Here is a 13,694-nt window from a genome sequence, read left to right as displayed (position 1 = left end):
GCTATCGTGCCCCTCTCTGCAACGCTTTGAAATCAGCCTGACGAGCGGCGCCGGCCGCGCCGGCCGTCGACCGTCGGGTGATCAGCGGGATACCCAGCTGATAGACCGTCCACGTCCAAATTGGGTAGTCGGTGGGGGTCGTCATGATATGCGTGATGAACCCTCCTGTCAGCCATCGGCGCTTCGCGCCGATACCGTTTCCATCCGACTCGAGTGTTACGAACCAATCTGCAGGAAAGTCGTCCGACTCGAATTCGGCGTTGACGGCACTGAGAAAGGTCTTGTAATCAAAATTGGCATCCACTAATTGGTTCTCTCTGATATGTGGTCATTAATCCTCTTAGCCTTGGTCCGCCGACCCGAAGCGGAAGTGCCTTTGAGCCGCGGCAACAGCCCGCCGCGTTCTATCCGCTGCAGGCGAGATCGACGTCGTGGTTATGTAAAACGGCAGCCAACTTTCCCCAGGCGACGATGAATCGCTCAGTAAGTTCGCCGATTCTGTAGAGCTGGTTCACTTCGCGTGTCGGCCAACGGCAGTGGCCGTTAAGTTAGGCAACGCGCTGCTGATGGCGCGAGTCCCTACCTACCGGAGGCACTGGATAGCGGCGTCATCGGGACCAGCAGCTGGCAAACATTCCGGTAGGTGATCGGACTTCGATCGTCTGCGAGGGGCTCGAGCCGGAAGCCCTCGACCAATCTCTGGAATACCCTTGGTCGGCAGACGATATTTTTGGGACTGCGTATCGGTCGATATCTCCGCGATGACGACGGGCTAGCATGCCATCATCGAGGTAGTGAATCCGCGCCGCGCGTTTACTCTCTGTAAATCCGTGGTGTGTCTGACGTAAGTGTCATCGATGCGACGCTTACGTCTCCCGGCGTGAAAGCAGCGAACGGTCACCAATCGGCTGGATGACCGACGCCACGACCACATGGCTGAGCTCGGCGGCGATCCGGTCGAGTTCGACGGCGGCATCCGAGTCGTGCGTGACAAGCCATTCGTGGGCGAGCGAGTTCACTGCACCTACCGCTGCCAGTGCCGTGTAACGGTAGTCACGATCAGGGAGCTCACCGCGGGCGATTCCCCTGCAGGCCTCGCCGGCCAACACGCTCACGAACAGCTCCCGTCGGTGCCCTCGCCATTCCTCGACCGCATCGCTGACGCCAACAATCTCCACATAGCACACCCGAGCCGTGCGGGTGTCCGCACAGGTCACCGACATGTACGCCCGCAACGCCCGCTCGGCTCTCACTCCGAACGATTCATCCGGCGACGCGGCCAGCACGGCACCGGCATGTTCGAAGGCCCTTTCATCGATGGCCGAAACCACCTTCATCAGAAGGCTTTCCAGCGTTCCGATCTGGTTGTAGAAAGCACTGCGAGACACTTGCGCAACCTGGCAGACATCGGAAATCGACACCGCACCGTATCCGCGCGTGCCGAACAACTGAAGTCCGGCTTCCAGCATCCGATCCAGACGATCGGTCAGCCGTTCTTCACGAGTAAGGCCGCGGTAACTACGCGAGCCGTCCTCGTCGTTCGTGAGCTTCGCCATATCATCGTGCCGGAGTGGGCCAGTACCGGCGCACCTTTCGTTGAGGGAGCGGCCTCTCTGTCTTGCCGTACGCATTGATTCAGTACGATACCGTACTAGATGTTTCCCGCAAATTTTAAGCGATCGATGTGACCTGAAAGGCCGTTCGAGTGGCTGTTCCAGGTTCAGTGAACACGAGGGGTGATGCCGCTCGATGGCGCGGTAGTTTGATGCCGGGAATCGATGAAGAAGGCGAAGGATTCCGGAGGCGAGGACGGTTCCGCAGACGAGCCGCTGATCGATACGGAGCGGGCCGAGGTGGCACCGTTGCAGACGGAGAACGTGGAGTTGAAGACGCAGGTCGCGTAGGCAAAGTAGTTAAGCAGGCATCCAGGGCGCTGAGAGCCTCGCCGGACACCGCGCGCCGGTAATAAGCGGCCCAGCCCCAGATGGTGGGGTTGAGCGCAGCGATGACCGTTAGCGCATGCGGCGCGCTCGATATCGGCCAAGGTGATCTCGACAGCAGACGGTCCACGATGCGCCACAAAGCAGGGCATAGGCTTGCATACCCAGTTTCTGGCGCAGGATACTAGGTCGTTCGGGGGAGTATCCCGATCTGTTGGTTGGTGATCAGTCCGGCTATGTCGGGCAGTTTCTGGTTGAGCATGGTGATGAGGTCGCCGTCGGTGAGGTTGGTGGCCGGGCTTTCGATGGTGCAGCCTTCGGCCACGGGTTTGTTTTCGAGGCGGTCGACGATGAAGTTGTAGCTTTTCGGGATCCAGGCGAGGAGGCCGGTGATGTGTTCGGCGTAGAGCTCCCGGTTGTAGGTGATTGTTTGGTGGGGGTCGTGGCAGTACCAGTTCACCAGTCGGTCGGTGCCGGCGTTGGGGATGATGGTGTCGTTTTGGGCGTGGTAGATGAACATGGGGACGCTGGGCCTGTTTTTCCCGAGGGCGTTGGCATTGATGGCGTCGATGATCGCGGGTTCGGCCAGGATGCCGGCGGGTTCGGGTCCGGTATATCCACCCAGGTAGTTCCAGAACGGGAAGTCGATCGATCCGAGTGGCGAGTGGCACAGGAAGCTCTTGGTGGTGAGCATGAACCGGGTGAACCAGTCGGTGCGGGTGTCGAGGACCTTCTGGACGTCGGGATATTCGGTGGCGAAGCCGAAGAATGCTGCGCCGATGAGCCCCGCAGTTACCTGGACGTTGTTCTTGCGGATCACCGCGTCCAGATCGGCCATGACCACTCCGCCGATACTGATGCCGACGATGTTCACCTCGGGCGCGTAGCTGGCCGCATGCTCGGCGACCCAGCCGGTCGGGATGGTGCCCCCGGAATACCCGAGTAGCCCGACCCGCGTCTGGTTACCGGCGGTGAGTTGCAGCGGGGTGAATCCCAGTGCGGCACGGATCGCGTCGAGAGTGGCTTGTCCGCCGAGGATGGCCGCACCGTAGGCTGAGCCGGGGCCTTGATAATCGGGAATTGATACCGCGTAGCCGTTGGACACGGCCTCGGCCACCGCGAGATTGCTTTCGAACATATTGACGAAGTCTGAGTACCACGGAATGCTCCCCTGCTGCATCCCATACGATGGCGCGCAATACATCGCTGTAGAGTCCTCGGCGACCTGATACGAGAGAAGCTTGCGCCCGCCTTCGGGTGCCGGGCCGCGGGGTTTGATCAATGTGGTCACCGTAGCGATCGCGCCGCCGTGACTGTCGTTGGTGCGATATAAGACCTGCCATGCGTCGACGTTTTCCGGCAGCAGATTGAAAAACGCCGGAGTGATCTGGCGGGCCTTGAGGATCCCGCCGGCGGGCGCGGCGACGATGTCACTGGCCGGGGCCTTGTAGAACGGATCGAGCTCCGGGGGGAGCACCGCCACCGGCAGCGGCTGGATCGGGACCTCAGTACCAGGTGAGGGCGTGGCCGACACCGGACACACAGCCAGAAAGCAGCTTGCCTGTGCCGTCACCAGGACACACAACACCAGCACCGTCCGCCGCCACCACGGAGTCCTCGACGTCATGGCCTCTCTTCCCTCGTTTTCGTATACGGCCAGGTCCGCGCGCAGACTATTCACCACATACAGGCGATTCGGTATGGCAATGTATTGGATGATGCCGGTAGGGCCGTGGCGCACAACACACCCGGTTGGATAGTGTGGGGATCCAGGGTTTCATCTCTGCCAGACTGACATTGTGAACGACGAGCGCAGGATTGCTGCGCAGGCGCGCAGCTACGGCGGTCTCGATCAGGAAGAGCGCCGGGCCGATCGGCTGCACCGAATGCTGGAGGCCGGGCTGGAGCTGTTCGGCACCAAAGGCTTTCACTCGGTCTCGATCGCGGAGATCTGCCAGCGGGCACGAATTTCCCGCAGCGCGTTCTACGACCAAGTCGCAACGCAGGAGAACCTGTTGATGGCGGTCGTGTCCGCAATCGACGCCCGAGCCATCGACCGCATCAGCGAGGCACTGGCCGCGCACACCAGCGAGCCGTTCACGAGTCGCACCCGCCACGCGCTGCGCGCCTACCTGTCGGTGACCTGCGCCGATATCTACAGCGCCCGGGTGTGCTATGTGGAAATCGTCGGAGTCAGTCCGACTATAGAGGAGTGGCGGACACAGCGGCGTGAAGCCTTCGTTGCGTTGATCGTGCATGAGGCGCGTGCGGCGGTGGCCCGCGGTGAGCTGCCCGACCGTGACTACCGCCACTCCGCACTCGCGGCCATTGGTGTCATCAACGCCCTGGCCTACGAATGGGTCAACACCCAACAAACGCAGAACGCACTATCGTTCGACCAGATGGCTGCTGAGGTCACCCACGTCGTCGTGGCCACTGCCCTGACTCCGGTCGAGCTTCCTGACCATCCGACCCCAACTGAGGTCGATGACAGGGCCTGTGGTTGACCAGCCGGATCCATTTGATTGCCGGCACCGCCATAACGTTCAGCTCGCTCGATCGGGAGCCGGTTGACGTGCATTTCGTCGACGGCGAAGACCACCGTCCGTCACGGCAGCCACAACAGCCGTGATCAGATCGCAGCGACCGTGCGGGCAGGGTCAGGGTCGCCCCGCGCGATCAGTCTCGGCCGCCTGCGGTCCTGGTGCTTGCATGGATCCGCACCCGAAGCACACGCTGAGTCGACCCCATTGATCTGCAGCCCACTCGGAGGCGGGAACAACCGCGAACTGTCCAAGATCGCAGCACCGGCAGCAGGATCGATCATCAAGCGCCCGTTCGTATTCCGGGCCGGGTCGATCACGCGGGCGGTGTGGTCGGTGAACGGTACCCGTCTGGTCCGTCGAATGGCTTCGATGTCGATGTTCATGGGGTGGCTGTGCCGGCTTGTGTGAACTCGTAGACGTAGGTGTTGAAGGTGTCCCAGGGGAAGTTGGGTCCGACGTCGGTGTGTGTGCCGATTCCGAGGCATTCGGTGACGTATTTGTGGTCGCTGATTCCATCTGCGCGTCGATAGGGTGGCGCGATCACTTCGGTGGGAACGCCGTATTTGCGTGCGTCCTGCACGGCCAGCCACGCGGCGATGCGGAGGTCGTTGTCGTGTTCGAGCCACTGCTGGCGCGACCAGGAGGAGAACGATCCGGCGAAACACATGTTGATGGTGTAGGGGTTGGCGTCGAGGACCGACCATGAGGCGTAATCGGTGTCGACCACATCGCACACCATGCCGTCACCGATGGTGTAGTGGTAGCTGACCTGGTTGTCGGTGTCGTTGAGGTAGCGGGCCAGCGATTCGGCGGTGCCGTTGCCCTCCTGGGTGTGGAGCAGGATGTTCGTGATCCGGGCTCCGTACCGGCTCGAGCAGGAATCGCCCATCCGGTCGATTTCCACGTAATCGGGTTTGGTCGCCACCGTTGTTACCGGGGCGGGGGAGCGGTCGAGCGACCATTGGCCGTAGTCACCGGCGAGGATATCGCTGACGTCGACCGATGAGCCGTCGATGAGCGGGCCCGGATCGGTGGGCGTGTCGATTGTGCGCTGGTACAGGACCGCCGCCGGTTCGCGGGCGCCGCCGCTCCATGCCCGGGTCTGCCAGACCCAGTACCGGCCCTCGGCGGTCCGGCCGACGACGTCGTCTTCGATGGCCCAGGCACACGCGCGGGAATGGCCGTAGATGCCGACCCACTCCGGGCCGATGGCCGCCCCGGCACCGCGGAAGAAATCGACCGCCGTGGAGTTCCACTGCGCGAGGTCGAGGTCGTCGTCGACGGCGAAGAAGATCGGGCAGTAGCCGGGCCCCCCGCCGGCGAAGTGGTTGTCACGGGCCTGTAACGCCATCCGGTAGCCGCCCTCGTAGCCGGTTGTCCAGTCCGACGGCGCCGCCGCATTGCCGGGCTTGCCGTACTGCCAGATACTGACGACCTCGAGCCCGGCCGCCCGCACGCGATCGGTGTAGTCGCGGGTCACTGGTTTGGCACCGAAACTCGCCCCCGGCCGGCTCGGGCTCACATACACCAACACCGCGCTATGTCCCGCGGCCTCGATCGCGCGCGGGTCGATGAATCGCGCGGCGAAGTCCACTGCAGTTGCCATACGAATGCTCCTCGAAGAGGCACGGACCGACCCGAACCTGACTCCGGGTGAGACCGCGAATCGTGTGATTGGCCCCGGAAGGTCCAGGACGCGACCGGAGCAACCGGAATGCCGCTGCTCCCTTGTTGTCTGCCGGAATGTGCCGCATCGATGCGACTTCCGGCGACGGTCACCAGCGATCACGGTTTCAGAGCGAAGTGGGGAAACTTGTCGTCGCGGTGACCCTGGGTTATGGGTCCACGGCGCGGGATCACCCCTCGCGTCGGGCTGTTGGTGACGGTGTCGGGGTTGTCACAGCTCGGGGTGAGGTGGAGGAAAACCAGTGTCCAGCCGCGTACCGCGACGAAACTGCCTCACAAAGAGCAGCTTTCGCGCTCGACCGGTAATTACCCACGCGCCCGCGCCACGGGATCACGGTGTTCTCGACTCGGACATTCGCGCACGCCGCACTATCGAACTCGACAAGCCACAGGCGGCCGTCGAGGCTGCGCGCGGTGGCTCGGGGCGTACTGTTGCGTCGGCTTCACAGGAGGGCACACCGACAGAGGCGCCGTACCTGGCCGCCCTCCGCATGCCGATAGTGATCCGGGTACCGACCGACGTGCTATCGATGGGCATAACGCCCCGCCCTTGATCGCCGCGACCCGTCATTCGGGCCGGCTGAACCCATATCGGTGGCCCGGCCGCCCCCAGCTGCGAAGTGCGCTTCGACGTGAACGTCCGGTAACACCGTCGACAGATTCTATCTAGTACGATAGAGTACTAGATCCGAGAATTGCGAATGACAGATGGTTGTCACGATGTCGGCATTCGTTTAGAGAACGATGCACCTAATCCAGTGTCTGGTTGGCTATCCAGCCAGATGTCCGTGACTGTGAAGCTACTGTTGAAGTGGGGTGTGATTGGTATGGGATCGCTTGAACCGCAGGACATGTCGTATTTCGATGTGGCGCCGGTGAAGTCCACGGCGTCGATCGAGTGTCCGGTGCCGGCGCGGGTGGTGTTCGCGGTGCTGGCCGATCACCGGCGGTGGCCGGAGTGGATCGGTATGGGTGTGAGTGCGGCGGAGCCGACCTCGCAGCCGGAGTCGGGAGTGGGGTCGACGCGCACTCTTGTTATTGCGCGTGGGGCTCTGCGGGTTCGGGAGTGGTTCATCGCTTGGGAGGAACCCGCCGTGTGGGCGTTCACCGGCATCGATTGTCGGCCGAGGGTCTTTGCGAAGCTGGTCGAGGGCTTCGGGCTCGAGTCGCTCGGCGAAGGCAGTTGCCGCATCACTTATCGGATGGGTTGTGAGCTTCCTCTGCTGTTGAAGCCGATGTCGCCGTTTTTCGGTCGGATCTGGACCCGCGCGATCGTCGGTGCCCTGCCCAACTTGGTTTCCGCGGCGGTGCGCCGGCAACAATCGGGAAGCGCCTGACAACACGCCGTGAAAGCCCATGCAGCGGGCCACGACACAGGAGCGGCAATACGCCCTCTTTGCCGCGCGGTTCGAACAGTGCGCTGCAGGATCAATGAGCCGGGGTCGATTCCCGCCAGGTCCGCGGTCCGGCGGTGGTTGGCGCTCGACTCGGCTGGTCGGCGTGGTCCCGAACCGACATCCACGGAAGCCTTTGGGACCGGTACCGGCTCAAGGACGCTGATCCGGCGGCCGTGTTCGTCGAGTTGATCCGCGCCGGCCCGCAGGCGCTGATCGCAGCCGAGGCCACCGAGACCTTCCGTGGCGGCCGCTACGAACGCGCCGAGGACCGCACCACTCACCGCAACGGCTACCGGCCCAACACCGTTTCGACGACCAGTGGTGACGTCGAGGTGAAGATCTCGAAGCTGCCGGGATGGACCGCCTACGCACCACCTGACCAGCACACACCGCCACGAAGGAGTCCCACCACCGGGCCCTGTGCAACTCGGCCGCACCGACGGACACTCGGGGATGTGCCACGTCACGTCACCATGGATGCCTCAAGAAGGATCGAGGTCAGCGTGACAGTACCGATCGGGAATCCAGGTCGTCACTACGTGGGCTTTCAGGAAGAGAGACGAACGCGAGCTCGAAATGTTCTGTCACTGTATGGATGACCAGGGACTTGCCGGTGGGTTCATATCTGAGGGAGAGACGAACCACAGTAGGATTCAGTAGGTGTGGAATGTCCGGAAGTTCGAGGTCGAACTGGGCGAGCACATCGGTGAGTGCGATGCCGGGGCTAGGGGCCGTGGCCGTGAACGTCCAGCCGCTGCCGGAGGACCATGTACCAACCACGTCGAAGGCTTTGTCCCCCAACTGCCACGCCGCGTCGATGGTGGCTGTGACCTGGCTGGCTTCCTTCATCACGCGCAGGTTCACCTTGGAGAGCATCAAGCCCTCGACGACTGGCAAGACGTTATCGAGCGTGAGGTCGAGAGCATAGCCCGGATCGTTGCTCATTTCGGCGGATACAATCAGATGGCTGACAGCGAGTTTTTCGAGTAACGGGATTTCTCCGAAAAGTCCCTTTAGAACTGTTCCGATCTCCAACCGGCTGGCCAGATTTCCCGCGAGCGACTTGTTTGGAAGCATCACGGTGACATCGACCCGGATCTCATTGGCCAGCTCGACACGGCCGCCGACAACGACGGAAACCATTGGCCGACTCAGAGGGCTGCTGACGGTGAAGGCGGTGTCCAAATTCTCCACCGTGAGCACGTTGGGCCATATTTCCCATTTTCCGGCCAGTTTTAACCCGATTCCCAGGGACAGCCACTGCAGATCGGTCTTGAGTGCAGCGTCGGCGGGGATGATGTCGAACGCGAGCGCGTTCAGTCTCAGATTGTCAGGTATCAGGCCCTCTGGTAGGTCGAAATTACCATCGGAAAGTTTGTGCAGGTCATCGAGACCGCTGAGTGGGACGTCATCGAACACCCCGAAGAAATTCCAGGGCTGGTCTGCTTTTGCCGGTGGGTATGCCCAGACGTATGGGCGGGGATCGACGGCAGGGTTGGGAAATAGCAGCTCGATACCGAGTCCGATCCGCGGACGGTTCGGTACGCTGGCTCCATCCGAGAGGGAACCCCCATCCGGCTCGATACCGAAGACCAGATGCTGCGGACCGAGCCCCAACTGCTCCAGTGCGGTGGGAATATGGGCCAGTTCGGGGGGCAATCCGGGGCCGGTGGGCAGCAGGACCACGTCGATGCGGATGCCGACGAGATACTCCTCGGCGTCGTCGGCGAGGAAGACAACGCGAGTGTCGGACGGAGCCTGCCCGATGATCGGGACCGATCCCACGATAACCAGTGCTTCAAGGTCGATGAAGTTCGTGTTCACCCGCAACATTGCATCGTTGAAGAATCTGGTGAACAGGTCGGTAGCATGACCCAATTGAAGGAACTCCGGCGATATCTCGAGTGTGGGTCCGGTCAGCGCAGTTTTGAGGTCGGAAATTCGGAGTGGCATGACGTTTCCTTCTTATCTTTGGGGATTATGAGATCCGCCTCGTGTCGTCGTGATTCGTTTGCCCCGTATCTGATTCGATTGCGCTAATGCCGAGGTTCGGCTCGAATCACTGCTACAAGGTCAGAGCCGAATCGGTCATGTGGGACCCCGTCTAAGGCGTCCATTTAAAGGGTGGCCGAACCAGTTTGCCCATCTTTCGTCTGTCTTCGATAGTGAATTCAGACTTCTTCTTGATCTTCCAATCCGAGACGGGCTTTTCGTTCACCGACTTGATCCAAGCGGTGGGAATATCGGTAAAAAATGTGATCTCGTAGGTGCCGGCTTTGTGCCCGAAGCCGAGGACGGTTGATTGCTCAATACTTTCCGCATTGAGAACGATATAGTGGGCGTCAATTTTTCCGGTATTTCCGACCCAATCAACTTCCTCGCCAATGCTTAGATTGTCCCCCCAGCGAAATGTTCGAGCATTAGGGATCTCGATCACGTAATTGAAACCTTCGTATGCCCCCTCTCTGGTTGCTGCGGTTGCAATTGCGTAAACCTTTCCTGATTGTCGCAGGGACTGCGCGAAGGCATCAACCTTTTTCCTGGGAAGTCCGAATTCTTTGTCGATCTCATTTTTTATGGCCGCCCACACTTGAAGGATGAGGGAGTCCCTGGCTTGCGTCGCGTTTATCTTCGGCAATTGCCCTCCCGGCAGAGGGTCGCGAACGGTCAGTCCATCGCACAAGCGGAGTTCGGGCGTCCCCCAGGACTGCTCTTTCTCGGCTCTGTAACAAGTCAGGGTAGGCATATGGAATCCTTTCGTCGACTGCATCGACGTGCACGGAGGGCACAATGCTCTACGGTGCTGCGTTCCTGCAGAACCCCGTTACCGTTGGGGACTTTTTGCAGATGGTGCAGGAGTGCTTCGGTGACGATTGGAACCGCAATGTCGGGTCAGCCAGTCCCACCATCTCTATCGGTTCTATATCCGGATGCATGCTTTTGCCCTCGTGCCCCGGGAACACCGGGGCTGGCCCGGGTGGCGGCGTTGTCGGTTATCAAGCTTGTGAGCTGGGGGTTTCTGGTTGAGGATTTCGATTCTGCGGTTGGGGGCGAAGGCGGAGCGGGCGGCAGGCTTCGGCGATGTTGAGTAGCGCCGTCGAGCCGATGCAAGCCGGTCGCGGTGTTGCGGAGGGGCGGCCAGGACGCGGTCGCCGGCGCCGATGAGCAGGTCGCGGACGACATGGACCAGCTGACGGGCATGGGGATGCCGATACCGGGTGGCGCGGTCACGATCTGCAAGCTGCGGTGTTCGATACGGCCGTGCCCGGTGGTGGTGTCGTGGGTGGCCGGGCGACCTCCAGCGAGGGTACGGAACCGCAATCCGATACTGCCGTGTCTTCGGGTCCGTGCCATGCTTTGCGGTTCGGACTATCCGGCCTTCCCACTACTGAAGGTGTCCACAATGTCTGAAGTCAATCCGGGTCAGTCGACTTGGATGGTGAAGGAGGCTGGTTCGGAGGGGCTGTCGGGTGCGGTGGCCGTGAGAGTGAAGGTGCCGGGAGTGGTTCCGGTCCTCAGCGGGGGCAGTTGGATGGTTCCGGCGCCGGCGTGGGTAAACACTGTCGCGGTGGTGGAATCGTCATCGAACGACGCGGAGGCTTCTCCGTTGGTCACTTCGAGCACGATGAGTGCTTGGCCCACCGGTGTACCGTCTTTGTCCGTGGCCAGCAGATACACGTTGGGAACCAGCTCGCCGCGACCGACACCAGCAGCCCCCTCCCCCGCGGTCAGTGCGATCACACGTTGCTGGATCAGTTCCTGCTCGGCTGAGAGCGACAACCGATCCAGCTCGTCGATCACCTGCTCGGACCTGGCCCCCGACGAGCGGAAGCGGACACTGAAGGTGGAGTTATTGAGGTAGTAGCCCGGTCCCGGATCATGGACACAGGCAATGTCGTAGTCGCCAGATCGCATTCTGCTATGGTAAAGAAATCCACTCCGAACGTCGACATCCGCAATGTTGTAGAGTTGAATATTATCCTTCTCTTTGATTGCTCTCTGACGTTGCTCCCACGTGGGGGCGATCCATACGTTTTCCTTCACGTAAACATAGCTGCGCACGTCTAACGGGCTATTTATATACACTCGTTTATTGGCTGTTAGGACGTCGTCGAAGGTGCTGGGGCCTTGGATGTCGACGGGGCCGTAGGCGGTGAGTTTCTTGCCGTTGGCGATGGTGACGTCGTTGTTCAGCGCGATGGTTCCGTTGACATTGCTCTTTCCTGCGACTGTGAGGTCTCCCTTGGCGTAGAGGAGGCCTTGGACGTCAACGGGGCCGGTGGCGGTGAGTTTCTTGCCGTTGGCGATGGTGACGTCGCCGCTGAGTGTGGTTGTTCCTTTGATATTGCTGGTTCCGTCTATGATGATATTGTTGGCGGTGATATCGGGGTTTTTGACGAGCACGCTGGTAGTGAGGTAGTAGTCGAAGGATTCGGACCCGACGGCGACAGTGGCTTTGAGGGTGAAGTTGGCGGGACCGGTGAGAGATTCGGGGGAGGTCCAGGTGGCGCCGCCGACTGGGATTCCGGGTTTGTCGTCTTGGTAGAGGGTGTAGGTGGCGGTGGCGGCTCCTTCCCAGTTGAGGGTGATTCGCTCGCCGCGGTTGATCATGGGTTTGTGGGGGTGGAGGTTGCGGAAGAAGAATGTGTCATCCGTTTTGGGGAGTGGGATCTGTGTGGTCTCCATCTTGAATCCGTTCGTCGCGTTAGTGGAGGCGTCTTCGGTGACGTCGATGATGACGGTGCCTGGCGTTCTGTTGACCGCGACCGATGTCAGGATGAAAGTGACGGTCGACGTGCCGTCGAACATGGCGGTCTCCTCGGGTATGCAGGTGAACACCGCCTTTTTCGAGTCGTTGTAGTTTTTTGTGATGGTCCATCGCCTGCCTGGGACAGGTGACCCACTCGTGGCTGTTGCGGTGCCAATGCCGGCCGGGGCTGCGGTGAGCTCGGTGGGGCCGTCTCCGGTCGGTACCGTGATGATGATCTTGCTGCAATAGATGGGCCAGTCCCCCGTCCGCCCGTTCCGGCTGTCGGTGGCCTCCGGGTCGAGGATCGATCGCGAGTATCCCGTGCCGAGGTTGCCGATGGTGATTTCCAGGCGGGCGTAGGAGGTTTGGGTGACGGTGCTGACGGCGACCGGGTCGGGGTCGGTGACGAGCAGAGGAACGAGTAACGCCGCTCTGGTCGCGCGGTCGTAATAGATCATGGGCCAGCCCTTTCGGACAGAGTCGCCGGCAACGATGCCGACGGTGACAACAACGATGAAAGCTAAGTGACATCGACGGTGATGATCACCGGGGCGGCCCCACTGCCAGGCGCCTCAGCTGTAAGAAAGAATTTCCCAGGACTGGAACCCGCGGTCAGATCATCGATATTCACTTTGCCGGCCTGACCGCCGTTTCCACTCTTCCGAATTATGGTCGTACTCTCGCCCGAGAAGGATCCGGACGCGGTTCCATCGGTGATCGTGAGAACAATCAATGCTCCCGCCAACCAGTTGCTGCTCTTGTCCTTCACATACACGGTGAAAGGTGGAACTAGCCCACCGTGTCGGGCCTGCAACGCAGCGTGTTCGTCTAGCAGACCCACCTTTTGTTGGGTTTGTTGTTGTTGGGTGTCGACGATCGGTGTGTCGACGTGAATTTGATGCGGGGTGTAGTCCCGAGTTGCGTCGGTAGCGGTGGCAGTGGAGATTTCGATGGTTGCTTCGGATTTGTTTTCGGGGTTGATGGGGATGGCGTCGAGGGTGAAGGTGACCGTCCAGGTACCGTCGAACGTCGCGGGGCTTTCGGGTGTGCAAATGAACACGGTCTGCTTGGGGTCGGTCGTGTTTTTGATGATGCCCCATTGCCGGCCTTGGTCTTTTCCATACACCGGAGTGATGGTGGTGGTGATGTCCTCCAGGTGTCGACTGAATGCTTTGTCGCCGGTTCCGGTGGGCACGGTGATGGTGATCTGATTGCAGCGAACGGGAATGGAGCGCTGGACTCCTTCGCCAGCGGTGACATGCAGGGCACCATAGACGGGTTCGGCCGCATCCAGGACCAGTAGCTCGGGTGTAGTCCGCACGCGAATCGGTAGTGTGGTGGTTTCTGGCGGCATGGTCGCTTCCTTCGTTGGCCG

General features: G+C 61.0%; 11 protein-coding genes and 2 pseudogenes. 4 read left to right on the top strand and 9 right to left on the bottom strand.

The features are described from left to right. Position 1 precedes the first annotated feature (1 nt). Positions 2-304, bottom strand: coding sequence for a hypothetical protein (locus ACIP5Y_RS07075; RefSeq protein WP_400348304.1), 303 nt, complete (start codon positions 302-304; stop codon positions 2-4). A 562-nt stretch (positions 305-866) separates the two neighbouring features. Next, a complete protein-coding gene (locus ACIP5Y_RS07070) occupies positions 867-1,556 on the bottom strand; it encodes a TetR/AcrR family transcriptional regulator (RefSeq protein ID WP_400348303.1) in 690 nt (229 codons plus the stop codon). Positions 1,557-1,778: 222 nt separating this feature from the next. Between ACIP5Y_RS07070 and ACIP5Y_RS07065 the strand changes: the two genes are divergently transcribed. Next, positions 1,779-1,904, top strand: coding sequence for a hypothetical protein (locus ACIP5Y_RS07065; protein WP_400349205.1), 126 nt, complete (start codon positions 1,779-1,781; stop codon positions 1,902-1,904). A 22-nt stretch (positions 1,905-1,926) separates the two neighbouring features. Here ACIP5Y_RS07065 and ACIP5Y_RS07060 read toward each other — a convergent pair. Both ACIP5Y_RS07060 and ACIP5Y_RS07055 read right to left on the bottom strand, forming a co-directional pair. Further along, positions 1,927-2,070, bottom strand: a pseudogene (locus ACIP5Y_RS07060) (group II intron maturase-specific domain-containing protein); the annotation flags it as partial. Positions 2,071-2,124: 54 nt separating this feature from the next. Next, a complete protein-coding gene (locus ACIP5Y_RS07055; RefSeq protein WP_400348302.1) occupies positions 2,125-3,567 on the bottom strand; it encodes a lipase family protein in 1,443 nt (480 codons plus the stop codon). Between the two features lie 172 nt (positions 3,568-3,739). On the opposite strand from ACIP5Y_RS07055, the gene ACIP5Y_RS07050 reads away from it, so the two are divergent. Then, positions 3,740-4,447 carry a TetR/AcrR family transcriptional regulator gene (locus ACIP5Y_RS07050; protein ID WP_400348300.1) on the top strand — a complete coding sequence of 236 codons (708 nt, stop codon included), beginning with the start codon at positions 3,740-3,742 and terminating at the stop codon, positions 4,445-4,447. 418 nt (positions 4,448-4,865) lie between these two features. On the opposite strand, the gene ACIP5Y_RS07045 is transcribed toward ACIP5Y_RS07050, so the two are convergent. Continuing rightward, positions 4,866-6,092 carry a glycoside hydrolase domain-containing protein gene (locus tag ACIP5Y_RS07045; protein ID WP_400348299.1) on the bottom strand — a complete coding sequence of 409 codons (1,227 nt, stop codon included), beginning with the start codon at positions 6,090-6,092 and terminating at the stop codon, positions 4,866-4,868. An 868-nt stretch (positions 6,093-6,960) separates the two neighbouring features. On the opposite strand from ACIP5Y_RS07045, the gene ACIP5Y_RS07040 reads away from it, so the two are divergent. Together ACIP5Y_RS07040 and ACIP5Y_RS07035 are read left to right on the top strand one after the other, a co-directional pair. Next, positions 6,961-7,509 carry an SRPBCC family protein gene (locus ACIP5Y_RS07040; protein ID WP_400348298.1) on the top strand — a complete coding sequence of 183 codons (549 nt, stop codon included), beginning with the start codon at positions 6,961-6,963 and terminating at the stop codon, positions 7,507-7,509. Positions 7,510-7,688: 179 nt separating this feature from the next. Further along, a pseudogene (locus tag ACIP5Y_RS07035) lies at positions 7,689-7,919 on the top strand (transposase); the annotation flags it as partial. 148 nt (positions 7,920-8,067) lie between these two features. Here the strand turns inward: ACIP5Y_RS07035 and ACIP5Y_RS07030 are convergent. The 4 genes from ACIP5Y_RS07030 to ACIP5Y_RS07015 all read right to left on the bottom strand — a co-directional run bounded on the left by ACIP5Y_RS07030 (position 8,068) and on the right by ACIP5Y_RS07015 (position 13,673). Further along, the gene (locus tag ACIP5Y_RS07030) at positions 8,068-9,522 is read right to left on the bottom strand and encodes a hypothetical protein (protein ID WP_400348296.1); all 1,455 of its coding nucleotides are present in this window, start codon (positions 9,520-9,522) and stop codon (positions 8,068-8,070) included. 151 nt (positions 9,523-9,673) lie between these two features. After that, positions 9,674-10,315: a hypothetical protein gene (locus ACIP5Y_RS07025; protein WP_400348294.1), complete on the bottom strand. Its 642-nt coding sequence runs from the start codon at positions 10,313-10,315 to the stop codon at positions 9,674-9,676. A gap of 677 nt (positions 10,316-10,992) precedes the next feature. Further along, positions 10,993-12,777: a hypothetical protein gene (locus ACIP5Y_RS07020; RefSeq protein ID WP_400348293.1), complete on the bottom strand. Its 1,785-nt coding sequence runs from the start codon at positions 12,775-12,777 to the stop codon at positions 10,993-10,995. A gap of 62 nt (positions 12,778-12,839) precedes the next feature. Next, positions 12,840-13,673: a hypothetical protein gene (locus tag ACIP5Y_RS07015; protein WP_400348292.1), complete on the bottom strand. Its 834-nt coding sequence runs from the start codon at positions 13,671-13,673 to the stop codon at positions 12,840-12,842. Between the last annotated feature and the right edge of the window lie 21 nt (positions 13,674-13,694).

Origin of the sequence: Nocardia sp. NPDC088792, assembly GCF_044750615.1 — a bacterium.
Classification (GTDB): domain Bacteria; phylum Actinomycetota; class Actinomycetes; order Mycobacteriales; family Mycobacteriaceae; genus Nocardia.
Note: the sequence above shows the minus strand (reverse complement) of the source record. Positions and strands in the feature narration are given on the sequence as shown.